This window comes from Methylocystis sp. WRRC1, from assembly GCF_020733155.1.
Lineage (GTDB): Bacteria > Pseudomonadota > Alphaproteobacteria > Rhizobiales > Beijerinckiaceae > Methylocystis.
In genome coordinates, this window is the sequence record NZ_JAJFZJ010000001.1 from 1,419,463 (window position 1) to 1,445,553 (window position 26,091).

The 26,091-nt window shown below is 62.4% G+C and carries 20 protein-coding genes, 2 pseudogenes and 1 other annotated feature; of the genes and pseudogenes, 9 read left to right on the top strand and 13 right to left on the bottom strand.

Annotated elements, in window-relative coordinates; all coding sequences use genetic code 11:
• Positions 1–60: 60 nt before the first annotated feature.
• The 9 genes from LG047_RS06910 to LG047_RS06950 form a co-directional block, all read right to left on the bottom strand.
• Entirely contained in the window at positions 61–1,725 is a 1,665-nt protein-coding gene (locus LG047_RS06910) for a complex I subunit 5 family protein (RefSeq protein WP_227966063.1), read from the bottom strand.
• The gene (locus LG047_RS06915) at positions 1,722–3,236 is read right to left on the bottom strand and encodes a proton-conducting transporter membrane subunit (protein ID WP_227966064.1); all 1,515 of its coding nucleotides are present in this window, start codon (positions 3,234–3,236) and stop codon (positions 1,722–1,724) included. Before LG047_RS06915 ends, LG047_RS06910 begins: the two co-directional genes overlap by 4 nt.
• Before the next feature lie 5 nt (positions 3,237–3,241).
• Entirely contained in the window at positions 3,242–3,571 is a 330-nt protein-coding gene (locus tag LG047_RS06920; protein WP_227966065.1) for an NADH-quinone oxidoreductase subunit K, read from the bottom strand.
• Entirely contained in the window at positions 3,568–4,512 is a 945-nt protein-coding gene (locus tag LG047_RS06925; protein ID WP_227966066.1) for a hydrogenase subunit MbhD domain-containing protein, read from the bottom strand. Before LG047_RS06925 ends, LG047_RS06920 begins: the two co-directional genes overlap by 4 nt.
• Positions 4,509–4,799: a monovalent cation/H(+) antiporter subunit G gene (locus tag LG047_RS06930; RefSeq protein WP_227966067.1), complete on the bottom strand. Its 291-nt coding sequence runs from the start codon at positions 4,797–4,799 to the stop codon at positions 4,509–4,511. The genes LG047_RS06925 and LG047_RS06930 overlap by 4 nt, the downstream gene beginning before the upstream one ends.
• Positions 4,783–5,082 (bottom strand): multiple resistance and pH regulation protein F, encoded by a 300-nt coding sequence (locus tag LG047_RS06935; RefSeq protein WP_227966068.1) that lies wholly within the window; start codon positions 5,080–5,082, stop codon positions 4,783–4,785. The genes LG047_RS06930 and LG047_RS06935 overlap by 17 nt, the downstream gene beginning before the upstream one ends.
• Positions 5,075–5,578: a Na+/H+ antiporter subunit E gene (locus LG047_RS06940; protein WP_227966069.1), complete on the bottom strand. Its 504-nt coding sequence runs from the start codon at positions 5,576–5,578 to the stop codon at positions 5,075–5,077. Before LG047_RS06940 ends, LG047_RS06935 begins: the two co-directional genes overlap by 8 nt.
• 166 nt (positions 5,579–5,744) lie before the next feature.
• Positions 5,745–6,125, bottom strand: coding sequence for a phasin family protein (locus LG047_RS06945; RefSeq protein WP_227966070.1), 381 nt, complete (start codon positions 6,123–6,125; stop codon positions 5,745–5,747).
• Between the two features lie 336 nt (positions 6,126–6,461).
• Complete coding sequence (locus LG047_RS06950; RefSeq protein ID WP_227966071.1) at positions 6,462–6,656, bottom strand: hypothetical protein; 195 nt, start codon at positions 6,654–6,656, stop codon at positions 6,462–6,464.
• A 93-nt stretch (positions 6,657–6,749) separates the two neighbouring features.
• Between LG047_RS06950 and LG047_RS06955 the strand changes: the two genes are divergently transcribed.
• Both LG047_RS06955 and LG047_RS06960 read left to right on the top strand, forming a co-directional pair.
• The gene (locus LG047_RS06955) at positions 6,750–7,769 is read left to right on the top strand and encodes a patatin-like phospholipase family protein (RefSeq protein ID WP_227966072.1); all 1,020 of its coding nucleotides are present in this window, start codon (positions 6,750–6,752) and stop codon (positions 7,767–7,769) included.
• 4 nt (positions 7,770–7,773) lie between these two features.
• Positions 7,774–9,222: a GntP family permease gene (locus tag LG047_RS06960; RefSeq protein WP_227966073.1), complete on the top strand. Its 1,449-nt coding sequence runs from the start codon at positions 7,774–7,776 to the stop codon at positions 9,220–9,222.
• Positions 9,223–9,459: 237 nt separating this feature from the next.
• On the opposite strand, the gene LG047_RS06965 is transcribed toward LG047_RS06960, so the two are convergent.
• Positions 9,460–10,980, bottom strand: a complete 1,521-nt coding sequence (locus tag LG047_RS06965) for an efflux transporter outer membrane subunit (protein WP_227966074.1) — start codon at positions 10,978–10,980, stop codon at positions 9,460–9,462.
• Positions 10,981–11,308: 328 nt separating this feature from the next.
• Between LG047_RS06965 and LG047_RS06970 the strand changes: the two genes are divergently transcribed.
• The gene (locus LG047_RS06970; protein ID WP_227966075.1) at positions 11,309–12,394 is read left to right on the top strand and encodes an efflux RND transporter periplasmic adaptor subunit; all 1,086 of its coding nucleotides are present in this window, start codon (positions 11,309–11,311) and stop codon (positions 12,392–12,394) included.
• Entirely contained in the window at positions 12,391–15,429 is a 3,039-nt protein-coding gene (locus LG047_RS06975; RefSeq protein ID WP_227966076.1) for an efflux RND transporter permease subunit, read from the top strand. The genes LG047_RS06970 and LG047_RS06975 overlap by 4 nt, the downstream gene beginning before the upstream one ends.
• Here the strand turns inward: LG047_RS06975 and LG047_RS19715 are convergent.
• Complete coding sequence (locus tag LG047_RS19715) at positions 15,380–15,634, bottom strand: hypothetical protein (protein ID WP_227968444.1); 255 nt, start codon at positions 15,632–15,634, stop codon at positions 15,380–15,382. The two genes, LG047_RS06975 and LG047_RS19715, sit on opposite strands and share 50 nt — an antisense overlap.
• 118 nt (positions 15,635–15,752) lie before the next feature.
• A complete protein-coding gene (locus LG047_RS06985; protein WP_227966077.1) occupies positions 15,753–17,324 on the bottom strand; it encodes a Na/Pi cotransporter family protein in 1,572 nt (523 codons plus the stop codon).
• Between the two features lie 102 nt (positions 17,325–17,426).
• Here LG047_RS06985 and LG047_RS06990 point away from each other — a divergent pair, with 102 nt between their 5' ends.
• From LG047_RS06990 to LG047_RS07000, 3 genes and pseudogenes are all read left to right on the top strand, one after another.
• Positions 17,427–20,903 carry an HAD-IC family P-type ATPase gene (locus LG047_RS06990; RefSeq protein ID WP_227966078.1) on the top strand — a complete coding sequence of 1,159 codons (3,477 nt, stop codon included), beginning with the start codon at positions 17,427–17,429 and terminating at the stop codon, positions 20,901–20,903.
• Between the two features lie 165 nt (positions 20,904–21,068).
• A complete protein-coding gene (locus LG047_RS06995) occupies positions 21,069–21,518 on the top strand; it encodes a hypothetical protein (protein ID WP_192815599.1) in 450 nt (149 codons plus the stop codon).
• 197 nt (positions 21,519–21,715) lie between these two features.
• Positions 21,716–22,478 (top strand): annotated as a pseudogene (locus LG047_RS07000) (transposase); the annotation flags it as partial.
• A gap of 35 nt (positions 22,479–22,513) precedes the next feature.
• Here the strand turns inward: LG047_RS07000 and LG047_RS07005 are convergent.
• Positions 22,514–23,748, bottom strand: a protein-coding gene (locus LG047_RS07005) for an IS3 family transposase (protein ID WP_227964392.1) whose coding sequence is annotated in 2 segments (ribosomal slippage) — positions 22,514–23,451 and positions 23,451–23,748 — 1,236 coding nt in all. Because the reading frame shifts where the segments join, the coding sequence is not laid out codon by codon here.
• Positions 23,342–23,458 (bottom strand) — a sequence feature (AL1L pseudoknot). (Overlaps the previous gene by 117 nt.)
• 57 nt (positions 23,749–23,805) lie before the next feature.
• Here LG047_RS07005 and LG047_RS07010 point away from each other — a divergent pair.
• Both LG047_RS07010 and LG047_RS07015 read left to right on the top strand, forming a co-directional pair.
• A pseudogene (locus tag LG047_RS07010) lies at positions 23,806–23,931 on the top strand (IS110 family transposase); the annotation flags it as partial.
• A 573-nt stretch (positions 23,932–24,504) separates the two neighbouring features.
• Complete coding sequence (locus LG047_RS07015; protein ID WP_227966079.1) at positions 24,505–25,695, top strand: hypothetical protein; 1,191 nt, start codon at positions 24,505–24,507, stop codon at positions 25,693–25,695.
• The last annotated feature ends 396 nt before the right edge of the window (positions 25,696–26,091 follow it).

A 26,091-nucleotide genomic window follows, 5' to 3' on the forward strand; every position in this document is an offset into this window, starting at 1 on the left:
GGAAAGTCACAAAAATTGGCGGTTTGGTCGCACGGTCGAACGGAAAGCCGCCGGCGCTTTTCAACGGGGGAGTAATCCGGTCCCTGCAAGCACAGTCGCGATGGCGAGCAGAGCCGCCGCTGCAACCGGCCACTGCTGCAGAACGCGCATCTGTCGGTCAACATAGGGACCGACGAAGTCGAACCGACTTATGGCTCTCTGCAGCAGGACGATGATATCGCCTTCGGGCGCGTTCGGCGCTCGATCAAGCCAGCGCCGTGAGATCGCCGCCAGCGCGGCGCCTGCCGCGACCGGCCAAAGGGCCTCCCAGACCAGGCGATAATTCAGCAGCGATGCGGCGCTCGCTGGCGCGTCTGCAAGGAAATATGCGGTTGGAACGACGACGGAGGCCAATGTCACGGCGAGCCACGGGGCGATGACCCTGAGCGTGGTTTCGGGCTTGCCGCGGAGCGGCTCGGCGCGCAGGCGCGCCACGAAATGCAGCATGAGCAAGGTCGTGGCGACGGCGGACAGAGTCGAGAGAACGCCGAGGAGGTCGCCCCCCAGCGGCGCCTTGATCGCCAGTTTCGCGATCGCGCCGCCCATTGGCGGCAGGCCGGCAAGGCTCAGCGCGAGCAAAGCGATCAGCGGGAGCGTCCAGGCGCGCCGTCCACGGGCTGCGGACATGACGACGCCTGTCGCCAGGAAAAGGCCTCCCTTCGCCAGGCCGTGATGCGCCGCATAAAGGGCGGCGGCGCCCGCCGCGGCGGCGTTCGCGCCGGCGAGTCCATTGCCCAGCGTCGCGGCGACAAGGCCCATTTGACTGACGCTGGAATAGGCGAGCACGGTTTTCGCGTCGCGCTGCGTCAGGCCGATGGCGACGCCATAAAACGCCCCGAACATGCCGAGAACCACGAGCGCTTGACCCCAGCCAGCAACCTCGACGCCAAAGGGGAGGAAGCGAATAAGCCCAATGACGCCTGCGTTGACGGCCGCGCCACTCAGGATCGTCGAGGCCGGAATCGGCGCAGTTCGATAGGTCGAGGGCATCCAGACATGAAAGGGGAAGGTTCCTATTTTTGTCGCGAAACCGGCGATGAGCAGGCCAACAACCGCATCGCGCCAGCGTGTTGTCGGCAGCGCGGCGACGCCGTCGGAAATAAGAAGGCTTTGATCGGGCGCGCCGAGCGCGAGCGCCGCGAAGGCGACGATCAGAAAGGCCTCTCCGAGAAGCGCGACCGAAAGGTAGAGCCGGCCTGCCTTCTCTGGTGCGCCGCCCCGCCCAAGGGTGATCAGCCCGTAGGCCGGCAGGCTGACCAAGGCGAAAACAAGATAGAAACTGACCACGTCTGCGGAAAGAAAGACGCCGACATTGCCGATGAGCGTCAGCAGCCAGCAGGCGGCGAACCAACCATTCCTCATTTCGTCGGGCGTCACGGAGGCGGCGAAGACTCCCGCCGCGATCCAAAGCAGAGCGCTTACGCCGAGGAGCAACGCGCCCGCCGGATCGAGGACAAACACGGCGGGAAACAGCGTCTGGTCCAGCACCAGCGGGCCGGAGTCGGCGGCGAGAATGGCGGCGGCGAGCGCGGGAACGGGGGCTAGCACAAGGAGCGTCGGTCTCAGAGCCCGCAGGCGCGACGCGAGGCAACCGATGAGAAAGACGAGCGGCGTCACGAGGGCGACCGCGATGGCCTGCGGCCCATAGGCGAAAGTCGCCAGTTGAGGGAAGAGGGAGCTGATCATCTGACGAACTCCGTCTTCGCGCCTGGCGCGCCGACGAGCACGAGCCTCGAGAACTCCGTCGGCGCGAAACCCAGCAGGATGGCCGTCATCGACAGGACAAGAGCGAGCGCGACGCCGCCCGATGAAATCGAGGCGGGAGGCGCGGGGGGGATATTCGTTGCGGGCTCCAGCGCCGGCGCGATTACACGGTAGACGTAGCCTGCGGCGAGGAGTCCTCCTGCCGCCATCACGAGCACCCATATCCATTGGCCGCTTTCGATCGCAGCGGTCAGCAGCAACCATTTCGCCGTAAACCCGCCGCTCGGCGGCAGGCCCATCAGCGAAACGCCGCCAAGGGCGAAGGCGAGGACTGCGGGGGCGGCCACACGGCCGAGCCCGCGAAATTCCGCTATGCGATCATGGCCGAGCGCTTGCGCGATGAGTCCTGCCGACAGAAACATCGCCGCCTTGGCGAAAGCGTGCGACACCGCCTGCATCGCGCCGCCAACCCAGGCCGAGGCGGCCCAGGGATGCGTGCCGACGGCAAGGGGAAAGATCAGGAACAGATAGCCGATCTGCGCGACGGTCGAATAGGCGATGAGCAGTTTCAGCCGCGCCTGTCGCAACGCCAGCACACTGCCAAAAACAATCGCTCCCGCTCCCAGGATCGCAAGCAGTTGGGCGGCGACTTCGCTCATTTGCGACGGCGCCAGGTTGAGCCAGAGTCGAAGGACGAGAAAAAACGAGGCTTTGACCACGAGAGCCGAGAGCATGGCGCTCGCCGGCGGCGGGGCCCCCGCATGGGCGGGAGGAAGCCAGAGATGCAAGGGGAAAAGCGCGGTCTTTGCCAGAAGACCCGCCGTCATCGCGGCGAGCGCAACCCATGCCGCGGCTTCCGGGCGAACTTGCGACGACAACAGGCCGATATCGAGAGCGCCATAGGCGCCATAGAGGAGCGTTGCGCCCAACAAATAGAGCGCCGACCCGAAAAGCGCGAACAGCAGATAACGCAGCGCCGCGGCGAGAGTCGCCGCCCGCCCGTCGAGACAGACGAGGGGAACCGCGGCGAAGGTGAGCATCTCCAAGGCGACGTAGAGATTGAACAGGTCCCAACCAAGGAAGACGCCGTTAATGGCCGCCCAAAGGGCCAGCAGCAGCGTCCAGAAGGCGAAACTCGTGCGACATTCCCGCTCTCCCTTGTTCACGCCGAACAGGCCGACAGCAAAGAGCCCTGTCACGGAAATAATGAGCGCGGCGGTCACCAGCATGGCCGCCGAGAATCCATCTGCTCGCAAGGCGACGCCGAGCGGCGGGCTCCACCCGCCGATGACATAGACAAGCGCCCGATCGTCTCGCCAAACGACATAAGCGATGGCCGCCGCAAGCGCGGCGCCGATGGGCGTCACGGCAAGGGCGGTCAGCACTGTCCTGCGTTCGCCGAGCAGGAAGGCCAGCAACATGGCGGCGACAGGCAGGATGATGATCGCCGGCAGCAGAAGACTGGCGCCCGTTGAAGCTGGATCAACCGCCACGAGAGTCAACTCGCACCGTTCCGGTCAGAAGGATCGGTCGGGAAAAACGGCGTCTGCGTTACTTTGAAAACGCGCAGCAGAAGCGCGACAGCTAGAGCCGTCGCCGAAAAGGCGACGACAATTCCGGTGATCACCAGCGCCTGCGGAACCGGGTCCGCGCCGACGCCGGCGGCCGCCCCCCGGCGCGCAATGGCCCCGAACAAAAGAAACACGCCGCCGCCCATGACATTGAAGGCGACGATCTTGCGCAAGAGATGCGGATTGGTCACGAGCCCATAGAGGCCCAGTCCGACCAATGCGGCGCCGCCCAGACCGGCGAGCGTGATCGCGTTCATCGCTGCGCTTTCCTCATTGGCGCGCCGAGCGCCAGCAGTCCCAGCGCGACGGCGATCGAAAGGGTCAGCCCAGCCTCGACGAGGAGGATGAGCGGCTTGGCGTAGCCTTCCGGATAAGCAAGAAAGGCCCCGGCAATCGCGAAGCCGGCGACGCCGATCGCAATGAATAACGCAGGCCCAGCGACGAGCGCGAAGCGCAGCCACGGATGGCCGACCGACGGCGCGTCGCGCAAGCCGGCGACCATTACGAGAATCCACATCGCGGCAAGGATCGTTCCGCCCTGGAACGCGCCCCCCGGCTCATTCGCGCCAGTCCAAACGAGGTGAACGCCTATGATGACGCCGAGCGGCGGCAATAATTGCCCGAGAAAGACCAGCGCTCCATCGGGCGCGGGCGCGCCCAGAGACTCGGGCCGGCCGCCCCAGTCGGCGTCGCGGGCGAAGGACCAGACTCCGACCAGCGCCAGAACGAGCACCACCGACTCCAGCAGGGTGTCGATCGCGCGGTAGGCGAGAAGAACGCCGGTCACCGGATTGCCAAGTCCCGTCTCGGGCAAGCCCTGGACAGCCAGCGGCGCCAGCGTCGGCGGTTCAGGCGGCAGCGACAGGACGGCGGCGGCGATTCCGCCCGACGCCGCCGCGCAAAGCAGCGCGCAGAGTGATTTGGCGAGGGGCCCGAGGCGCTCTGACGCCGCGGCGTCGCCGTCCCCAATCCGCGCCGCGGCGCCGATCAGCAAGGCGCCCGTCACGCCGCTGCCAATGGCCGCCTCGGTGAGGGCCACATCCACGGCGGAGAGGCGAACCCAGATAAGCGCCAAAAGCAGCCCATAGGAGATAAAGGCGACGACGCCCGTGAACGCCTCGCGCGCAAAGATCGCATAGGCGGCGACGGCCAGCGTGAGAGCGGCAAGGCTGGCGTCCAGAAAGAAGGTGGCGTTCATGGCTCGGATAAGTCTTTGGCGACCGCGCCAATCAATTGACTGAGCGTCGTTCCCGCCAGCTGCGCGACCAGCCAAACGAGGCAAAGCTTCACCGCGCCGAGGAAACTGCCCGCTTGTGGCGCCAGGCCGAGCACCACGAGACCGAGGCCGAGATTATCTGCCTTCGTCAAAGCGTGCAGACGCGTCAATGTGTCGGGAAACCGCAACAACGCGACGGCGCCGGCCAGGAAGAAGAACAGGCCGCCGCTGACGCAGAGAACCGAAAACACGTCAATCGCCAGATTCATCAGCACGATCTTTCACTGCCTCATCCCCGTGCTCCGCGACGGTCGCGGCTTTGAGGAAGGCTATTCCGGAAAAAGCGGCCAGCAGAGCAAGAACGAGCGCGACGTCGACAGCCCCGCGTACGCCTCGCGCTTCGGCGAGAAGCAACGCCGCGACGCCGCCGGTCCCCAGGAGTTGCGCGGCCAACATCTGGTCCGCCCTGGTGGGGCCGCGCAAAACGCGGAACAGGCCGATCGCCGTAGTCGCGACAATCACCGCTGCGGCCACGAGGAAGAAGTTATCCACGATCGCGCTCCAGCCCGAGCGCCTCGCGAAGCTCCGCCTCCTCCCGCATGAGGGTCGCGACGACGGGAAGACGTGCGTCCAGACAATGGATGTCGAAGATTCCCTGTGCGTCGGAGCGGATGGGGACGGAGCCGGGCTGCAACGCGGCAAGCCCCGCGAGGGCGTTTTGCGCCGTTCCCGGGGGCAGATTAGTGGAATAGGCGACAAATCCGGGGTGAAGCGGAAGAGACGGATCGAGTGCGCGCCTTGCGACGTCGGCGCCGGCGGCGAACGCCTGGAATGGAATTGGAAGGATCAAGCGAATCCAGGCGAAAAAACGCGGCCGTGTGTCGGAACAGGGCAGCAGAGCGATGCTCGCCCATGTTGTCCCGATGGCCGTAAGCGTTCCGATCATGAAATCCGCAACAGATACGCCAGAGACCACCAGCCAGAGACAAAGGAAGACGATTAGCCTGGGGAAAAGGCATGTCGGGCGGGTGCGCCAGGAGAGTGACATGTCTTTGTTCGCTTTTCGGTCTTGTAAGCGCCGTGACCTTGCCCCGAGGCGCTGTTGCAATCGAGTGAAGACGCGCGAAGCCGGTAAGGCATCCCGCAGAAAAATGATCAGACGCCGTGGCCGATGCGCGCCCGCTTCGAGAGCGGCGCGACGTCACACGCTTTCGTCAAACTTTGCGAGAGTAAGACGCGTCTCCGGTTTTCGTAGCGGCTGGAATCTGCGTCGCGCGGCCGAGCTCTCTCATTTGCTCCTGCGCCGCGTCCGCGAGCGCTTTCGCATAGTCGCTTTGCAGGCGCCAGAATTCCTGAGGATCTTTGGCCCGTGCAAGTTTTTGGGCGAGATCGAACGCCGCCTTGATATTGGCTTCCGCATAGCCGAGCGCCCGCGCATTGGCGTCGCGGGCGCTTTCAGGAAGCATCGGCTCTACCGAGTTGACGGCTTGGCGCGTCGCGCCCAAGAAGGCCTCGAACGCATGTCGAGTCTGTTCGACGCTTTTCTCGACCAGTTCACACACGCCATCCGGCGCTTCAAAGGTGGACTGCGACATGGGCGCTCCTTCGTCGAAACTTCGTTTCCTGGGTGTCTTGGAGCTTTAGGTTAGCTCGCTTTCTTCTGCAAACTCGGCCGCAAACTCGGCCGCCGCCCGCCCCGGCCTTTTGATCGCGGCCAAGCGGCGTTTTATTACCGTAACTTAACACAATGACAATGCGCGTAGCCGTGACGCGTGTTCCCGCGACGCGTCCATTTGACGCATCTCTTTCCGGCAGCTTCTTCAAACGCGGTTTGTTCCGCTTCAGGGAAGGACAATAGCGCCGTGCTATTTATATCAGTGGTGGTTGAAAGAACTGCCGAAATTGATGGCCTCGAAGCGAGTGACGGCATGTCACAAACCGCGCGGAATAGCGCGGGTTTCGGATTTTGGCTCATCGGAATTTTCCTTGCTGCTCATGGCGCAAGCTGCTTTCAAAAACCTGTCAGCAGTGATGTATAGAGCTCGGGATACAGGATTTGACGGATTGGCCGCTTTGCGCTTGGTCGCCGACCCGGTTTCTTCGCCGGAAGCGTTTCTGTTACGCAATGCTTTTTCCTGCCATGCGTCTTGTTGTTTTTGTTCTCAATTGTTCACTCCCCAACGGCCTGCCATTTGCCGCAGCCACGCGAAAGGGCGGGAATGACTCGTGATACGGTTTCGATCGACCTCGCTTTGCAGGGAGGCGGCGCGCATGGCGCCTTCACTTGGGGCGTGCTCGATCGTCTTCTCGAAGAGAGCTGGCTGAAAATCGAAGGGATTTCAGGAACCTCCGCAGGGGCGATGAACGCTGCAGCGCTTATCAGCGGCTATGTCGGCGGTGGCGCCCAGGGCGCGCGCGCGACTCTTGAAAGTTTCTGGCGCCGGGTGTCGGACGAAGCGCGTTTCAGTCCCCTGCAACGGACTCCTCTGGATGTCATGCTTGGGCGCTGGACGCTCGACAACTCGCCGCTCTTCATCGCGAGCGACATGATGTCCAGACTGCTTTCGCCTTATGACCTCAATCCGAAAGGGGTCAACCCGCTACAGCAAATCCTTGCCGAGATTATCGATTTTGGAAAGCTTGAGCGTGCGCCGATCAAGATTTTCGTTACGGCCACCTGCGTGTCGACGGGGCGCGCCCGCATTTTCAGAAACGCCGACGTCACAGCGGATGCGCTGCTCGCCTCGGCATGCCTGCCGACGATGTTTCAGGGCGTCGAGATCGACGGAGAGCTTTATTGGGATGGCGGTTATTCGGGCAATCCGACGATCACGCCGCTCGTGCGCGAATGCGTTTCGCGCGATACGATACTGGTCCAGGTCAATCCCATCGAACGCAAGGACAGGCCGCGCTCCGCGACCGAGATCTCCAACCGTCTCAATGAAGTCTCGTTCAACTCGGTGCTTCTCAAGGAGCTTCGCATGATCGCGCTCCTCCGCCAGGCGGCCAATCCGGGCGACAAGGAAGGCGCACGATGGGCCGGCATGCGCATGCATCGCATCTCGACCGAGTTGATGACGGAGCTCAGCGCCTCTTCGAAGCTGCTTGCCGAATGGCGATTCCTTTGCATGTTGCGCGACGAGGGACGCCGCGCCGCGCAGGAGTTTCTCGATCTCTCCGGCGCCGATGTCGGAAAGCGCTCGACGCTGGATCTCGACTCTCTCCTTCACGGAATTTGACCCCATGGGACTCATTGGAATTCTCGCCGGCCTTTCCGCGCTCATCTGGCTCGCCTATCGTGGCTGGAGCGTCCTTCTGCTGGCGCCGGCGGCGGCGCTCATCGCGGTCGCCTTCGCGCGCGAGCCGCTGCTCGCCCATTGGACGGTGACCTTCATGAACGGCGCCGCGCGCTTCGTGGCGCAGTTTTTCCCAATATTTCTTCTCGGCGCCTTGTTCGGGAAGCTGATGGACGACAGCGGGTCGGTGACCGCGATCGCGCATTTCATGGCCGAGAAACTGGGGCCGAGCCGTGCGATCCTCTCGGTCGTGCTCGCGGGCGCTTTTGTCACCTATGGCGGCGTGAGCCTCTTCGTCGCCTTCTTCGTGCTCGCGCCGATGGCGCAGGAGCTTTTCCGCAAGGCCGGCACGCCGCGCCGCCTCGCGCCCGCTGCGATCGCGCTCGGAACCTCGACCTTCACCATGTCCGCGCTACCGGGGACGCCGGCGATCCAGAACGCGATCCCCATGCCGTTCTTCGGCACGACGGCCTTCGCGGCGCCGGGCCTCGGCGTTATGGCCGCGATCATCATGTTCGTTTTCGGCATGTGGTGGCTGGCGCGGGCCGAACGCGTGGCGCGGCTGCGCGGCGAAGGCTATGGCGAGGATCCCGGCGCGACCGTCGATCCGATCGAGAATCAGATCATTCGCGAGAAGGCGGCTGTCGCGCATGAATTCGACCTTGCAGAAATCCCCCACGGCCATCGCGGCGACAAGCCGAATATCGTGGTGGCGTTCCTGCCGCTGATCGTCGTCGTCGGCGTCAATCTCGTCATGTCGCTCGGCGTCATACCGCGCGTGGATGATTCATTCCTCTCCGAGGAACGCTGGGGGCCGACGACGCTCGCCGCGGTCGGCGGCGTCTGGTCGGTGATCGTGGCGCTCGCCGTCGCCATCGTGACGCTGATCGCCCTGAACTGGCGTCGCCTGACCGAAATTCGTGAAAGCGTCGACGCCGGCGTGACCGCTTCGGTCCTGCCGCTGCTCAGCGTCGCGAGCCTCGTGGGCTTCGGCGCCGTCGTCGCCGCGCTGCCGGCCTTTGCGGCGGTGCGAAGCTGGGTGCTGTCGATCGAGGGCGGGCCGCTCGTTTCACTCGCCATCGCCACGAATGTCCTGGCGTCCCTGACCGGATCGGCCTCCGGCGGGCTCACGATTGCGCTCGACACGCTCGGGGAGACCTATCTGCGTCTCGCCGAGCAGAAGGGCGTCGATCCGGCGCTCCTGCATCGCGTCGCGGTGATCGGCGCGGGAACGCTCGACAGCCTTCCCCACAATGGCGCCGTCGTGACCTTGCTCGCGGTGTGCGGCTGCACGCACAAGGAGAGCTATCTCGACATCATCGTCGTCGCGATCGTGAGCGCCATTCTCGCGCTTGTCGCCGTCATTGCTGTCGGGTCGGCGTTCGGGTCATTTTGAGTTGGTCAACGATCGGGCCGGGCAACCCCGCGCCAACTTGTCGCGTATGCCGGGGCGCGGGTCAGGGCCTTATTGTTCGATCGCGTCACACGCGGCTGGCGTCGCTCCAGGCAGCGTCGTCAGGCGTGTCAGGCGAGACTTGTTCGCTTTGGCGGCAGGTTGTTTTCAGCGCGACGGACGCGGTGAAGTCGGGCGAAGCGGCCACAATTTGCAACCATTCCAGAAGCTCGCGGCGCTTTATGGCCAGGGGCCCTTATCTGCTTCGTACGCTTCGTCAGCACGGGCGATCTCGGCGTTGCGCGTCGTCGGCGACCAGCCGCCGCCGAGCGCCTGATAGAGGCTGACGGCCGACTGGAAATGCGCGAGGCGGGCCAAAACGAGATTGAAGTCGTATTGAAAGTAAGTGGTCTGCACGGTCGACAGCGTGATCACGTCGATCGTGCCCTCGAGGAGTTGCGCCTGCGCGGCGTTGAGGGCGATCTTCGACATAGCGAGCGCTTCCTCGCCGATCTTCACGCTCTTCGCCGTTTCCTTTGCGGCGATGAGGGCACTTTCTGTATCGGCGAGCGCGGCGAGAATGCGCTGGCGATAGAGCGCGGCGGCCTCCTTGTAGCGTCCCTGTTCGAGTTGATACCGGCCTTGCAGATTGAATCCGTCGAACAGAGGCTGCGCGAGATTGGAGCCGATCTCCCAGGCGACCGCTTCCGGCCGCAGCAGATTGCGCAGGACGATGCTCTGCAGCCCATATTGGCCGTTGAGTGTGATCGACGGAAAGAACGCCGCGCGCGCCCGCAGAACCGAAAACTCGCGTGACGCGAGAATCGCTTCGGCTTCCGCCACATCGGGCCGTCGCAGGAGGACTTCGGAGGGAAGCCCCGGATCGAGGCGCGGGTAACGCAACCCTTTCAGGGATCCACCCTTGACATCGATCGTTTCTGGCGTCTCGCCGAGAAGGACGGCCAGAGTGACCTTCGTTTGCCGCAGAATCTGCTCCAGCGGTGGAATTGTCGCCTTTTGTCCCGCGAGAACCGCAGCCTGCTGTCCATAATCGAGCATAGTCGCGGCGCCCTTTTCGAGGCGCGCGGTAATGGCCCCGAGCACATGGTTCGCGATGCGCACATGCTCCGCCGCAATTTTCAACTGGTCCTGCACGGCGAGAACCTGAAGATAGGCGTTCATGACAGCGGCGAGCGTGGCGATCTCGACGACGTCCCGGTCGAAGCGCGATGCATTTGCAAGAATGCGCGCAGCGTTCGAAGCGCTCTGATTCTTGCCCCAGAAGTCGATCTCGTAGCTCGCGTTCAATCCGAGCGTGAAGAGATTGGTGCGCGTCGCGCTGAACGACGCAAGGTTTTCGGCGAGGGCCGCCGCCTCGTCCTTGCCGGCGCCCTGCAGGAGGGCTTTGGTCGGGTTGAAGTTGGGGATTTCGCCGATGACGGTCCCCGGAACCTGAGCACGCTGCGCATTGGCGCCGAAATTGATCGACGGCCACAACGCGGAACTGACGATGCGGGCGTTGGCGTCGGCCTGGTCGATACGGGCGACGGCGGCGGCGATGGCGAGGTTGTCCGAGAGCGCGCGCGACGTGAATTCGGTAAGCTCCTTCGAGCCGAATTTGCCGGCGAAATCCGAACCAGATGCAATTGGCCGCGCAGATTTTGGCTTTGCTTCGTTGAACCGCTCCGGCGGCGGAACCGCCAAATCCGGCTTTTCCCAATCCAGATTGCAGCTCGACAGCCCGGCGACGGCCACCGTCATGGCCAGGTACGCCCAAGTGCGCCGCCATGCGCGCCGCTGTCTAGTTCGAAACCGTCTCGATCGCGCCAACGCCGTGGTCCGCACTTTTTCCCCGCGCGCGTTTTCCCGCTGCTCCCGGCGGGAAGCAGTTCGACAGATACCTTCCACATTTTGTATTATCTTGTCTCGCCGGAGAACCGGGACCGCGCGTCTGAGGGCTTCGCCGTTATCCACAACAAAATGGATTTCGGCGCGCGCTCCGTGCAGACCGCGCAGCATTTTCATTCTACGGATTCAGGAATATTTCAATGCTGGAAAAAAAATAGTGAGTCTCGTCAGGCAAGCGGCAATGACGTCATTTCACTGGCGTTTTCTATGGTGCGTGTCGGCGCTTGCGCTGATGCTTGCCGCCTGCGGCCGGGACGCGCAGGACGAAGCGCAGGCGGCCCGCCCGGTGCGCGCGATCGTCATAGAAAAAAGCAAGCTCGGCGAAACTATTGAACTGACTGGTGTAATTCAGCCGGAAAACGAAGTCGCGCTCTCCTTTCGGATCGGCGGCCGCATCGTCGAACGCCTGGTTGGAACCGGCGACGCGGTCAAGGCCGGCCAGTTGCTCGCGCGGCTCGACTCGCAAAATGAGATGAACGCGCTTCGCTCGGCGCAGGCGCGCCTCGCTGCGGCGCAGGGGCGTTCGCGCGAGGCGCGCAACATCTTTGCCCGCGAGCAGTCTCTTCTCGCGCGCCGCTACACGACGAAAACAAAATTCGACCAGGCGCTCACCGCGGTGGAAACGGCGAAGTCGGACATCGAGGACGCGACGGCGCAGCTCAAGATTGTACAGGATAATGTAAGTTATACAGAGCTTAAATCCGACGTCCCCGGAACGATCGTCGCGCGAGCGGCGGAAGCGGGCGAAGTGGTTCAGCCTGGCCAGATGATCTTTCGCCTGGCCCGGACAGGGGGGTGGGACGCCGTCTTCGACGCGCCTGCGCGTATTTTGCGCGATGCGACGCGCGACGCGCGCGTCGATCTGGCCCTGACCGATGATCGGAGCGTGACCGCCGTCGGCCGGGTTCGTCAGGTGGACCCGCAGGCGGACCCTGCGACGCGCACATTTCGCGTCCGTGTGACGATTCTGTCGCCGCCGCCGGCCATGCGGCTTGGCGCCACCGTTTCCGGCCGCATCAGGCTGGATCCGAAGGCCGCGATCGCGATTCCCGCAAGCGCGCTGACGGAAACGGACGGCCAGCCGAGCGTCTGGGTCGTCGATCGCGCGGCGATGACTGTTTCCTTGCGAAGGATCAAGGTTTCGCGCTTCTCCAGCGACGTCGTCATCGTCACGGAAGGCCTCAAGGCCGAGGACACCATCGTCACGGCGGGCGTTCAGGCGCTGCATCCCGGCCAGAAGGTCCGCCTGCTGGAGGCGCGGGAATGAGCGGCCTCAATCTCTCAGCCTGGGCGCTCCGACACAAATCCTTCATGGTCTATTGCATGATCGCGGTGACCGTGGCGGGTTTGAGCTCCTATTTCAGTCTGGGGCGCGACGAAGATCCTAATTTCACTTTCCGAACGATGGTGGTGCAGGCGTTCTGGCCGGGCGCAACCATCGACGACACCCTCAAACAGGTGACCGAGCGTATCGAGCGCAAGCTCCAGGAGACGAAGAGCCTCGATTTCATTCGCAGCTACACGACTGCCGGATCAGCGACGATTTTTGTCAATCTGAAAGGCGCTACGCCGCCTTCGAAAGTCCCTGACATATGGTACCAGGTGCGCAAGAACATCGGCGACATTCGCCACACCTTGCCCGCCGGCGTCGTGGGGCCTGGTTTCAACGATGATTTCGGCGACACCTATGGAATCATTTATGGTTTCACCGCCGATGGCTTCACGCAGCGAGAATTGCGCGACTATGTCGAGAAAGTCCGTTCGACGCTCCTCGGCGTGCCGGATGTCTCCAAAATCGACGTGCTTGGCGCACAGGACGAGCGGATCTTCGTCGAATTTTCGACGCGGCACCTCGCCGGACTTGGAATCGACCGTTCGCAGTTGATCGCGGCGCTCCAGCAGCAGAACGCGGTCAGCCCCTCCGGGGTCGTCCAGACGGGTGACGAGAAGCTTTCGCTGCGCGTCTCCGGCGGGTTCGATTCCGAGACGGATATTCTCGCCATCAACATTCTCGCCAATGGCCGGTTGGTGCGCTTGCGCGACATCGCCGAGATCAGACGCGCTCCCGTCGATCCGCCGCAGCCCATGTTTCGCGTCAACGGGCGTCCGGCGATCGGACTGGCCGTCGCCATGCGGGCCGGCGGCGACGTTCTGGCGCTCGGCGCCAATATTTCCAAAGCCATGAAAGAAGCGACCGCCGATCTGCCGGTTGGCGTCGAGCCGATCCTCGTCGCCAACCAGCCGCAAATCGTCGAACACGCCATCGGCGATTTCATGTCGTCGTTGTGGCAGGCGATTGCGATCATCATGGCGGTCAGTCTGGTGAGCCTCGGCCTGCGCGCGGGCGCCGTCGTCGCGATCTCCATACCGCTCACTCTCGCAATCGTGTTTCCCATCATGCAGATGGCGGGCATCGACCTTCAGAGAATTTCACTCGGCGCGCTGATCATCGCGCTGGGCCTGCTCGTCGACGACGCCATGACGACAGTGGACGTGATGACCTCGCGCCTGGCGCTCGGCGACGACAAGGAGGCGGCGGCGAGCTACGCCTATGACAGCGTTGCGATGGCGATGCTCACCGGCTCATTCGTCTCCGCCGCCGGCTTCGTGCCGATTGGCCTCGCGAAGAGTTCGGCCGGCGAATATACGTTTTCGATCTTTGCCGTGGTGTCGATCGCGCTGATCGTCTCCTGGTTCGTCGCCGTGCTCTTTACGCCATTGATCGGCGTCCTTTTGCTGACGAAGCCCGAGGGACCGGTCGCCACGCAGGAGGGCCGGGTTATGGCGGCCTTCCGCGAGCTTCTTGTCAGCGCGATGCGAAACCGTTGGGTGACGATCGGCGCCACTCTTGCCTGTTTCGTTATTGCAATATTGGTCTCGCCCCTCGTGCCGCGGCAGTTCTTCCCCGCCTCCGACCGGCCCGAGCTCGTTGTGGACCTTTCGTTGCGACAGAACGCTTCGATCTACGCAAGCCAGGAGGCGACGGAGCGGCTGGAGAAAGTCTTGAAGGACGATCCCGACGTGGCGAGCTGGAGCGCCTATGTCGGTCGCGGCGCGATACGCTTCTATCTTCCACTCAACGTGCAACTCGCGCATGATTTCTTCTCGCAATTCGTCATCATCGCAAAGGACGTGGAGGCGCGCGAACGCCTTCACAGGAAGCTGGAAACCGTTCTCGCGGACAGGTTTCCCGGGCTCGTCACGCGCATCGCGCCGCTCGAACTCGGGCCTCCCGTGGGATGGCCCGTGCAATATCGTGTGAGTGGCCCCGATGTCGAAAAAGTGCGCGACATTGCGCTCGGTCTCGCGAAAGCGATGGGCGAGAGTCCCACCGTCACGCGGATCAATTTCGACTGGATCGAACCGGCCCGCGCCGTTCATGTGAAGGTCGATCAGGATCAGGCCCGGCTACTCGGATTGAGTTCGCAGGCCGTCGCCAGCGCGTTGCAGGGCGTCGCCACGGGCCAATCGATCACGCAGGTCCGCGATGATATTTATCTCGTCGACGTCGTCGCGCGAGCGACGGACGAGCAGAGGATGTCGCTCGATACGCTTCAATCCTTGCAGATTCCCCTCCCCAATGGAGGAGTCGCGCCCTTGAGCCAGCTGGCGACCTTCGAATTCCGCCAGGAAAGCCCGCTGATCTGGCGCCGCGACCGAACGCCGACCTTGACCGTACAAGCCGACCCCGCGACGGGCCTCACCGCCGAAACGGCCGTGGCCGCGATCGCTCCCGCGGTCGCGTCGATGAATGCGAGCCTCCCGCCGCAATATCGCATCGAGACGGGCGGGACCGTAGAGGAGAGCGCCAAATCCCAGGGCTCGGTGTTCGCGCGTGTGCCGCTGATGCTGTTCCTGATGACGACTTTCCTGATGATCCAGTTGCAAAGCTTCAGCAGGATGTTTCTCGTCCTCGCGATCGTGCCGATGGGTCTCATCGGCATTATCGCAGCCCTGCTCATTTTCGGTAAGCCGCTCGGGTTCGTCGCGATCCTCGGCATTCTGTCGCTGCTCGGCATGATCGCGCGCAACGCGGTCATTCTCGTCGAGCAAATCGAGATTGAACGCCGCGAGCAGAGCGATCAGTGGAAGGCCGTCGTGGACGCGACGCTTTCGCGATTCCGCCCGATCATGCTGACGGCGATTTCGACCGTTCTCGGCCTCATCCCGATCGCGCCGACCGTCTTCTGGGGCCCCATGGCCTTCGCCATCATGGGCGGGTTGCTTGTCGCCACGGTTCTGACGCTCGTCGTCACGCCTGCGCTTTACGTGCTGTGGTTCGGCATAAGAGAAGCGGCCTGACGTGACGTCCGGGAATTGGCGAGCGCCAATATCGCTCCGAAACGACGCGCTTCCTCTTTGAAGGCGCGACGTCGTCGTAATCGAACTCTGTCGAGCGCTTCGGCAGGATCGCCATTTCGCGCTTGATCTTTTCGTAAGGAACGGCGTCGAGCAAATGGCGGATGCAGTTTGACCGGGCGCGGCGCCTGTCGTCCGAGGGGACAATATGCCAAGGCGCGAATTATTTGTCGGTCGCTTCGAACGTCATGTCTCCGACGCGCGAATATTCGCACCATCGGCCTGGGGATGCACGCCGCGGACGTCTGCACGAGTTGCTGATTGTCCTATTTGCCAGCGGCCGCATCCAATGAGTCTATTATTCGCCACGAATGGTTCAGCGCTTTGTCGGCCCATTGCAGCGCGAGCAGCGTCTCGTTGGCGGTCGAAGCCGGCGTCTGTTGACGCGCGACGGACTCCAGAATTTGCGCGCGAAGCGCCTTACGCTCCTCCGTGAGATGCGTAGCGGCGGCGCCGATCGCGTCCAGGATCGGTCCGCCGGTGATCCTCGCAGTCTCCTTCTGCGCGTCGAGCCATACGGCCAGCGCCTGCGCGCCTGCGCCTATAGCCTCCGTCCGCGTCGTGAAAGCAGCCGTCGCGGCGGATTCGCCCAGGTCTTCGAGTAGCTGCTTGAGATGGTCGATCGCGTGACACAGGCGCACCAGGCGTGGCTCGACTTCGGCGAGATCGAGCGTTTCCAGCGACAATGACTCCAGAAAATGTTCGATCTGCCGCACCGAGTCCTCGGGCGGTTGATAGGCGGTCCGGTCGCCGGCGAGCCGCCGGCGCACGGCGTCCACGGCGTCCCGCGCGACTTCGGACAGCGCCCTCCAGACCGCTTCGAGGGCCACCGGCCCGCCAGCCTCCGCGAGCGCCGGCTCCAGTCTGCTAACGGCCGACTCCGTCCCTTTTCCCGACAAATTGACGATGAAACGCGCATAGGCGTCGAGCCAGGGAAAGAAGACGACGACGCCCATCAATTTGAACAGGCTGCTGAACGCGGCGACCGCGAGCACGCCGTCATAATCGTCGAAGCCTGAAACGACCCAGGTCGCGGCGTTGGCGAGCGGAGAGAGGAGCAACATGCCCAAAACGCCGACAACCAGGCTGAAAATGATATGCGCCAGGGCGGAGCGCCGGACCGCCAACCCGCCGCCCATCGTCCCGAGCGCGGCGCTGGTCGCGGCCGTGCCGATGCTTTGTCCGACCACCATGGCGCAGGCTTGCTGAAAGTTGAGGCTCCCCGCATGCAAAGCGACCAAGGTCGCGGCGGCGGCGGCGCTGGAGCTCTGCATGACAACCGTCATGACAACTCCAAGTCCCGCAAGCAGCCATTTGGCGCCCCACCCTTCGCCGACGAAGGAGTCGACGTTCCAGGACACATTGCCCATGCCGGTCTGCAGATAATCCAGCCCGACGAAGATCAGGCCAAACCCCGCAAGGATGGCCCCGGCCGCGCGCCATTTGCCTTTGGCGACGAGCCACAGGAAGGCGCCGACGCCAACCAGCGGCATCGCAAAGGCGGAGATTTGCACCCGGAAACCGAAGAAGGCTACGATCCATGGCGTCGTCGTCGTGCCGAATGTGGCGCCGATGAGCACGCCGATCGCTTGTGAAAAGCTGACCAGCCCGGCGCTGACGAAACCGATGACGGTCAGAACCGTGGCGCTCGACGATTGAACGAGCGCTGTGAAAACCGCGCCAAACAGGACTGCGCTGAAGCGGCCACGGACGAGTGTTTGCAGGGCGCGTCTGAGCGAATCCCCGGCGAGGCCCTTCAGGCCCTCGGTAAGATGGTGAATTCCAAGCAGGAAAAGCCCGAGGCCGCCCAGGATCGTCATGACAGAAGTAGTGTCCATCTGAGCGGCTCACGTCCATCAAAGCAAAAACCAACGACTGAAGTTCGCTTTACTAATCCAACATGCTCAGACAGTATCACATTCTTGATGGAGCGTTTGTCAATGAATGTTACGAAGCTTTCTTCCGTTGAAAATTGGCACGCGCTCGAATTTCAGGAAGCGCTGAGCCGTCTCGACAGCGATCCCTCGCGCGGCCTTTCGTCGGAGGAGGCGGTCAGGCGGCTCGGCGAATATGGGCCCAACCGCCTGCCGGAGGGCGCGAAGCGCGGCCCGCTGATGCGGTTCCTGCATCAGTTCGACAATATACTTGTCTATGTTCTGCTCGCCGCCGGCTTTATAAAGCTTATGCTTGGCCTTTGGCTCGACGCGTCGATCATCACGGGCGTCGTCGTCATAAACGCCCTGCTCGGGTTCCTCCAGGAGGGGAAAGCGGAAAAGGCGCTGGAGTCGATCCGCAACATGTTGTCGGCGGACGCGCGCGCCCTGCGCGACGGAGAGCCCCGCGTGGTCGCAGCCGAGAACCTCGTTCCCGGCGATATCGTGCTCATGGAGTCGGGCGATCGCGTCCCCGCGGATCTGAGGTTGATCGACGTCAAGAATCTTCGCGCCGACGAAGCTGCTCTGACAGGCGAATCCGTGCCCGCGGACAAATCGACTGACGTTGTTCCAGAGAACTCCACCGTCGGCGACCGCGCCGACATGGCGTTTTCCGGAACTCTGATCGTGTCCGGACGCGCCGCCGGGGTGGTCGTTGCGACGGGCGCGCAAACGGAACTCGGCCGCATCAACCAGATGCTCGCCGCCGTCGATGCGCTCGAAACGCCGTTGCTTCGGCAGATCGAGGATTTCGGCCACACCATCGCGAAAGTGATCGGTTTCGTGAGCGTCATCGTCTTCGCCTATGGCCGCTGGGTTCGCGATCTTCCCTTCGTCGACGCCTTCCAGGCTGTCGTCGGCATTGCGGTCTCCGTCATTCCGGAAGGCCTGCCCGCACTGATCACGATCACGCTCGCGATCGGCGTGCAGCGCATGGCGCAGCGCCACGCGATCATCCGTCGTCTGCCGGCGGTCGAAACCCTGGGATCGGTTTCGCGCATCTGCTCCGACAAGACGGGCACGCTGACCCTGATGGAGATGATGGTCGCTTCGGCCATTACGGCCGACGCCGCCTACCGCGTAACTGGCGACGGCTATGCGAGCGAAGGTCAAATTCTACTCGATGGCCAACCCGCCGCCGGCGCCGCTGCGCTGCGCCACATGGGAATCGTTTCGGCGCTGTGCAACGATTCCGAACTGCGCCCAATTGACAATGTCTGGAAGGTGGAAGGGGACCCAACAGAGGCGGCGCTTTATCCATTTGCGACCAAACTTGGATTGGATCGCGCCGGCGAACGGCGGAAGCTTCGTCGAATCGACGCCATCCCCTTCGAGTCCGAGCATAAATTCATGGCGACCCTGCATGAGGAGCAGGGCGGCGAACGCCTCCTGCTCGTCAAGGGCGCGCCGGAAGTTATCCTCGCCCATTGCGACCGTGAGGAGGCAGAAAAAGGTTTCGAGCTGCTGCGGCGCGACTATTGGGACACCGCCGCCGATCGACTCGCAGCGCAGGGCGAACGCGTGCTCGCCCTTGCCGGTCTGCGCAACCCGCCCGTCGGGAAAGCCAGTCTCGGCCCGGAGGACTTGCCCAGCAGTCTCGTTCTGTACGGCCTTGTCGGACTTATGGATCCGCCGCGCAAGGAAGCCGTGGAAGCGGTCGCCGAATGCCATAACGGCGGCATCCGCGTGACGATGATTACCGGCGACCACAAGGTTACAGCCGCGGCGATCGCCAAAATGCTCGGCATTGGCGATGGAAAGACGGCGGTTGCGGGGACCGAAATCGAAGCCATGAACGACGGGGAGTTGCAGGAGTCCGTCGAGAATGTCGACGTTTTCGCGCGCGCCAGCCCCGAACATAAATTGCGTCTTGTGAAAGCCATTCAGGCCAATGGCCAGGTGGTGGCGATGACGGGCGATGGCGTCAACGACGCGCCGGCGCTCAAGCGCGCCGACATCGGCGTCGCCATGGGGATCAAGGGCACGGAAGTCACCAAGGAGGCGGCGGCGATGGTGCTCGCGGACGACAATTTTGCGTCGATCACCGCAGCTGTGCGCGAGGGCAGGACGGTTTACAACAATATCGAAAAAGCGCTTCTCTTCATGCTTCCAACCAATGTCGCGCAAGCGCTCGTCATTCTTGTCGCGATCGTCGCCGGTTTCATGCTCCCGATCACGGCGCCCCAGATCCTTTGGGTCAATATGGTGACGTCCGTCGCGCTCGGGCTTGTGATCTCCTTCGAACCTCACGAACTCGACGTCATGCGACGGGCGCCGCGCGCCGTTTCTCGACCGATACTCGACGCATTTGCAGTTTGGAGGGTGGTCTTTGTCGGCGTGGCGTTGCTCATTCTCACACTCGTCGCCTTTTTCTGGATGAAAGCCGCCGACGCGCCGGACGAACTGGCGCGGACGGTTGCCGTCAACACATTGGTTGTGGGTCAGATTTTCTATCTGCTCAACAGCCGGTTCAAGACCGATTCCTCTCTCTCCATCGCAGCGCATCTCGGCAATCGCTACCTGCCGCTCGGAATCGCCGCGGTCGTCGTGTTGCAGCTTCTTTTCACCTACGCGCCGCCGTTGCAGAGTCTCTTCGGCACGCAAGCCATCCCGATGAATATCTGGCCATGGCTGTTCCTCGGCGGTTTTGTCTTCTTCCTCGTCGTCGAGGCGGAGAAGTTCTTCGTGCGCAGATTCGGTCTCATCGGCGCGCGCGGCGAAAGGCGCTCGGCAAAAGATCATCTGGCGTCGCCAGCGCTGGCGACCCCTTCTCGCCCCGTCGTCTCCGATTTCGGGAAATGGCAGGCGCTGCTCGGCGTTCTTGCGGTGACGGCGTTGATAGCGGGTGAAATTTTTGTGTTCTGGCGCGGCGGGCAAGATCAGCAGCTGCTGTCCGGCCCGAACCGCGATGATCGTCCCTCCCGGATATCCGCCGCCAGCAGCCCGGACACGCGTGCGCCTGTGGAAGTCTTCGCGCCCATTTCGGGCAAGATCATCGCCGTTCTTTGTGAAAAGGGCGCCGCGGTGACGGCGGGCCGCGTCTGCGTCAGGCTTGATCCAACTCCCTTTGAGGAAGCCGTCGCGCGCGAGAAAGACGCGCTTGCCGCGGCTTTGCAGCGCCAGCAAGCGAGCGCGTCCGCCGCCGCGGCGGCGACTAAGGACCTCGAGCGCAAGCAGCGCGCGCAAGGTCGAGGCGCCCCACGCCCGGCGACAGAGAAGGCCCGCGCCGTGCTGGAACGCGCCATGGCGCGCGCCGAGGCCGACAAGGCGGCCGTCGAACGGGCGCGTGCCGCTTTGGCGAGCGCGGAAGCGGCGCTCGCGCAGGTCGACATTGCAGCCCCTGTCACCGGCGCCGTCGTCTCGGCGGCGAGCGTCGGCGAGACGGTCGAGGCAGGAAAGCCCCCCGCGGCGTTCTCTATCGCGCCCGAAGCCGCGCAGGAGATTGATGAGAATTCAGGCTCTAGCGAGCCCGCCGACCCGTAAAGGTGTTTTCGAGGGTCGGAATCTCAAAGCGTAACAGCTTCTGTTCTATCTGAAAGGTGCTGGGAAATGACCGATATCAACTCCTCCGACCTCACGCCGGCGACGCGGCCGAGGGGGATCATGCCATGGCTCCGCGCGCGCTTGCCATATTTCGTCGTCCTGGTCATGGCGCTCGTGGGGGTGGCTTACACCAGTATGTCGGGAACCCCGCTGTATGGATATTGGGAAGTCCTCGCCGTCGCCATCGGTCTCGCCTGTATCGCCACTGGCTGGCGCAAGACGGCTGACAAAGCCGCGCGCAAACAACTCATCGTGACGCAATCCCTGCATTGGCTCGCGTTCCTGATCGCGATGAGCATTCTGATGTTCCCTTCGGTCAATACGTTCCTCAATGGCCCGGCGACCGGTCTCGCGCTCATGTTGCTGCTCGCGCTGGGGACGTTCGTTGCGGGCGTCCATGTTTCCGCGGAAATCGCCGTCCTCGGAATCCTGCTTGCGCTCACCGTGCCGGCGATTGCCTGGCTCAAACAGACGGCCTTGATTCTGTTCCTTATCGCCCTCGTCATCGGCGGGGTCGTCGTGGCTTTTCGACCAGAGCGAGCCAACGGCGCATGAGGGCTATGAACTGATGTGGATGCCCCCTCCGCCCAGCGTCGTAAGATGCTGGGCGGAGGGGGCATCCACATGGAGTAATCGCGGGAGCGAGTCGCCCCAGGCAATGCCGATACTGCATTGTGGTGGCTGTTCTCGGATAAGATCGAACACGGGCTGACGACCCCGCACCGTGCCCAGGCATCTGACGGAGAGCAGCCTTGGAAGAATATATTGGTCTGGACGTATCGATGAAAGAAACGGCAATCTCCATTCGGCGCGGAGGCAAACGCGTCTGGCGTGGGAAATGCGCCTCTGACCCCAGGCTCATCGCGGACATTGTTCGCAAGCGGGCGCCAGCGGCGCGGCGCGGCGTATCCTGTTCGAAACAGGCCCCTTGTCCGTGTGGTCTTATCACGCCCTTCAAGAAGAAGGATTGCCCGCAATCTGCATTGACGCTCGTCATGCGAAGGCAGCTCTCGACATGGCCGCGAACAAGACCGATGCGAATGCGGCATCATGAAGAGGTTCGGTTTGATCGCGCCACCGGGCAAGGGCGGCTCATTCGAGAAGAATGTCCGCCCCCTTCCTGCTGATCAGGACAGGCTGGCGTCGATCGTGCTGCCGATGCTGGACGCGTGGCGAAGCGTTCGAATTCGCGCCGCCGAACTTGGACGCCAGCTCATAGCGGCTGCACGCCAAAGCCATGCTTGCCGTATCCTTATGTCAATTCCTGGTGTCGGCGCGATCACGGCGACCTCCTTCGCGACTGCGATCGAGGACCCGAATAATTTCAAGAATTCGCGCTCGGCTGGCGCTTTGCCTGGGTTGACGACCCGGCGCTATCAGTCAGGTGAGGTGGACTATGACGGCCACATATCCCGACGCGGCGATCGCCATTTACGAGGGCTTCTCTACAAGGCGGCGACAGTCATCCTGACGGGCAGTTCAGCCGACAGCGGCTTGCGGACATGGGGGCTTGAACCGCCCCGGATTTGCCGGAGGCCGTCTTGTTTGAGTCACGCCGCCATGGCGGGCTCTTCGATTTGCGCATAGTAGCGCGCTTCGGCCTCGGCCGGAGGAATGTTTCCGATCGGCTCCAGCAATCTCTTTTTGTTGAACCAGTCGACCCATTCGAGCGTGGCGAACTCCACCTGCTCGAGGCTGCGCCACGGTCCGCGCCGCCAGATCAATTCGGCCTTGTAGAGCCCGTTGATCGTCTCGGCGAGCGCATTGTCGTAAGAGTCGCCGACGCTGCCGACCGAGGGTTCGACACCGGCGTCCGCAAGTCGCTCCGTGTATTTGATCGAGACATATTGCACGCCGCGGTCGCTGTGATGAACGAGACCGCCGCGAACAGGCTGCCGATCGTACAACGCTTGTTCGAGCGCATCGAGCACGAAGGGCGTCTGCGCCGAACGCGAGACTCGCCAGCCGACAATCCGCCGGGCGAAGACGTCGATAACGAAAGCGACATAGACGAAGCCCTGCCAGGTCGCGACATAGGTAAAGTCGGCCACCCACAGCCGGTTTGGCCTATCCGCCGCAAACTGTCGGTTCACCTTGTCTCTCGGACACGGCGAGTTGCGGTCGCTCACAGTGGTTTTTGCCGGCCGACCGCGCACGACGCCCTGCAAGCCCAGGCGCCGCATGAGCCGCTCCACCGTGCAGCGCGCGACATCCTCCCCCTCGCGCCGCAGCTGCCGCCACACTTTCCGGGCGCCGTAAACGGAGAAGTTCTCCGCGAACACACAGCGGATCTTCTCGCTGAGCGTCCGGTCCCGACGCCCGCGCGTCGACAGCTTCGTCTCATCGCGCCGCTGCGCTGCATGCCATCGATACGTCGACGGGGCGATCGGCAAAACCTTGCAGATCGGCTCGACCCCGTAGCTCTCCCGATGCTTGTCGATGAAGGCAATCATGGTTTCGACCGGCGGTCGAGCTCCGCCTGGGCAAAATACGCCGAGGCCTTCCGCAAAATCTCATTGGCCTGCCGGAGTTCGCGGTTCTCCCGCTCCAGCGCCTTCAGCCGCGCCCGTTCGTCCGACGTGACGCCAGCGCGCGAGCCGGCGTCTCGCTCCGCCTGTCGGACCCAGCCGCGAAGCGTCTCGCCCGTGCAGCCGATCTTCCCGGCAATCGAGGCGATCGCCGCCCATTGCGACGCGTGGTCCCCCTGGTGCTCCAGCACCATCCGAACCGCCCGCTCCCGAACTTCAGGTGAAAATCTGTTCGATGTCTTCTTCTTCGCTTCCATAGCCCCAGTCTCTCAAGAGTTGGGGCCTCCGGCAAATCCGGGGCGGTTCAGCTCGCGCTCAAACAGAGGCTTGGTTTCAAGCGAGCCGCAGTCGCAGTCGCGCGCAAGCGGGCGGTCATAATGCACGCAATGCTCAAAAAAACGGGGACCTTCTTCAACCGAATGGCGGGGATAGCCGCATAACAGTTTCGAGATAGCGTTCGCATCGAGCGCGCCAGAACGTCCCTGCCGGGACGTGGGCCGAGCCATTCCGTTTGATACGATGCGCCGCTGCCTCAACGAAGTGCGACATCCACATTTGAAGGCTCTTCCCGCGAAGCCCCATCGTGCGGCGACCGATGTCGACCGCGATTAGACGACCCCATCACTCAAACTACTGTCCGAATCTCCGGGGCCAGCTCTATCCGCGCTCCGGCATAATTCGCGCTGGTAAAATAAACGCCATGAAATCAGCGTATCGCTATTAAATACAATGGCTTAGACAGACCACCACTAAATGCTGACACCTAATTCTTTTACACATCCTTCGTGCAGGACAAAGCATGAACTAAACTAATTTAGTGGCGTTGCAGGCGTGGAAAAGGCTATGACTTTAAACAGATAATGACCGAATTTGCATTACCACGCCGGCCAGCGGCGTCGTGTGATGCTGCATTTGAAGGACTCACAGAAGACGCACTCGATCGCACCCTCAGAAGGAAAAAGCTTTTTGCATGACCGGCGGCAACCACAGAATTACCCACGAAAGGAGTTTGTATGCGCACCCTTGCATTCGCGTTCGCGCTTTCGATGTCGATTGCGTCCTCGACCGACGCGTTTTCGGACGCGACTTTCTCATGTCCCGTTAGCGGCGCGACCATAGCAGACGGCGTAAGCGCAAAGCTCTTCTCCACCGTTGCAGTGCCGCCAGGGCAGTCATGCGCTGCTAAAGCGAGAATCCGGACTTGCGACCATGGAGTGCTTTCAGGCGACGCGGCGTATCAATATTTATCATGCGATGCATCAGCTTCGACGACACAATATTTCAAAGATATGGGTTTCAAGTCAGGCTTCCGCTTGTCAAAGCCGGGCCGCGCTACGCAAGAGATTGTGCGCGAATTTCGTTGGCGGGGTGAAGCAATTTCGCCAGTTTGGAAGTTGAGCCAATGGAATAGCAGGATCGGCGCGTCATTCGAATGGGTCGCCCCTATAGTGCAACCTGACGGAGGCATCCTACTTTCTGATAAGTCGGAAAGGGTTACGATATTTCCGACGCCGACGGCAAATCAGCCCGACGTGCGAATAGCGCTCGACGGCATTGCGGAATGGGGAACGGTCGGACACAGGGCGCATACGCTTGGATGGCCTGCGCTGTACCTCTCACAGCAGCATCCGATTGGCGGATCGCCGACCTCAATTGCTTCCCTCGCTTCCATATATGTTTCTCTTTCGACGCGTGTCACGAAGGAGGTCGCGGGTCCGATCTCTAACGCGGACCCACTAAGTCAAAGCGCTCAAATGAATGTCTTTTTGACCATACAGAACAGAAATCGTAAATCTCCCGGGTTTGGCGACTACATTTGGTTCGGGATCCCGATTTACGAATACCGCTCCATGTTTGCACCAGAATTTCGCGCTGGCGACATCGGTACTGGAAAATACATTCACAAGGTTCCCCAATATTATTTCACAAATCAAAGCGTGAAAGAAAGTAAGAGGACCACGAACTGGGTAACTTACGCGCGCGTCGATGTCCTGCCAGAGATTAAGGCTTCCTTAGAGCAGGCCCATGAAAAAGGGTTTCTGCGCAGTTCCCCGAACATTCAAGATTTTTCGATCGGCAGCATCAACATCGGATGGGAGGTCACAGGGCCCTATGACGTCGAGATTGAGCTGAAGGATTTAAAGGTCGAACCGGTTTCGGCCCACAACCCGAGTGTTACTCCGCCAGCTACGCTCGGGCGCTAGAGCAAATGCGGCGACTTCGAATTCGCCGCATTTGCTCTCGCTGGATAACTTAGGCGCGTTCAAACAGAAAATCGCCTACACTTTTCCTGAACGCGCTCCAAAGGCAGTTGACCGTTTTCATGAGTCGCTCGCAGATCAAGCAATGAAATAGGTCTCCTGATTGCCGTGATGGCCCAACCCCCAGCTTGATGGCGACGGACAGAAGCTTGTCCCTCGCGTCATGATGAACGGGGTTCTAGTTTAGGCCGGCCCCAAGCATGCAGTTCGGACGATATGCCATGGAAAATTATGCCAGAATCGATATCTCTTAGGAACTTTCGAGCGTCTGCCTCGTCGATGCAGCCGGGAAAGTAATCACGGTGGCGCCGGTCGAGAGCTATCCCGAGGCCATCGTCG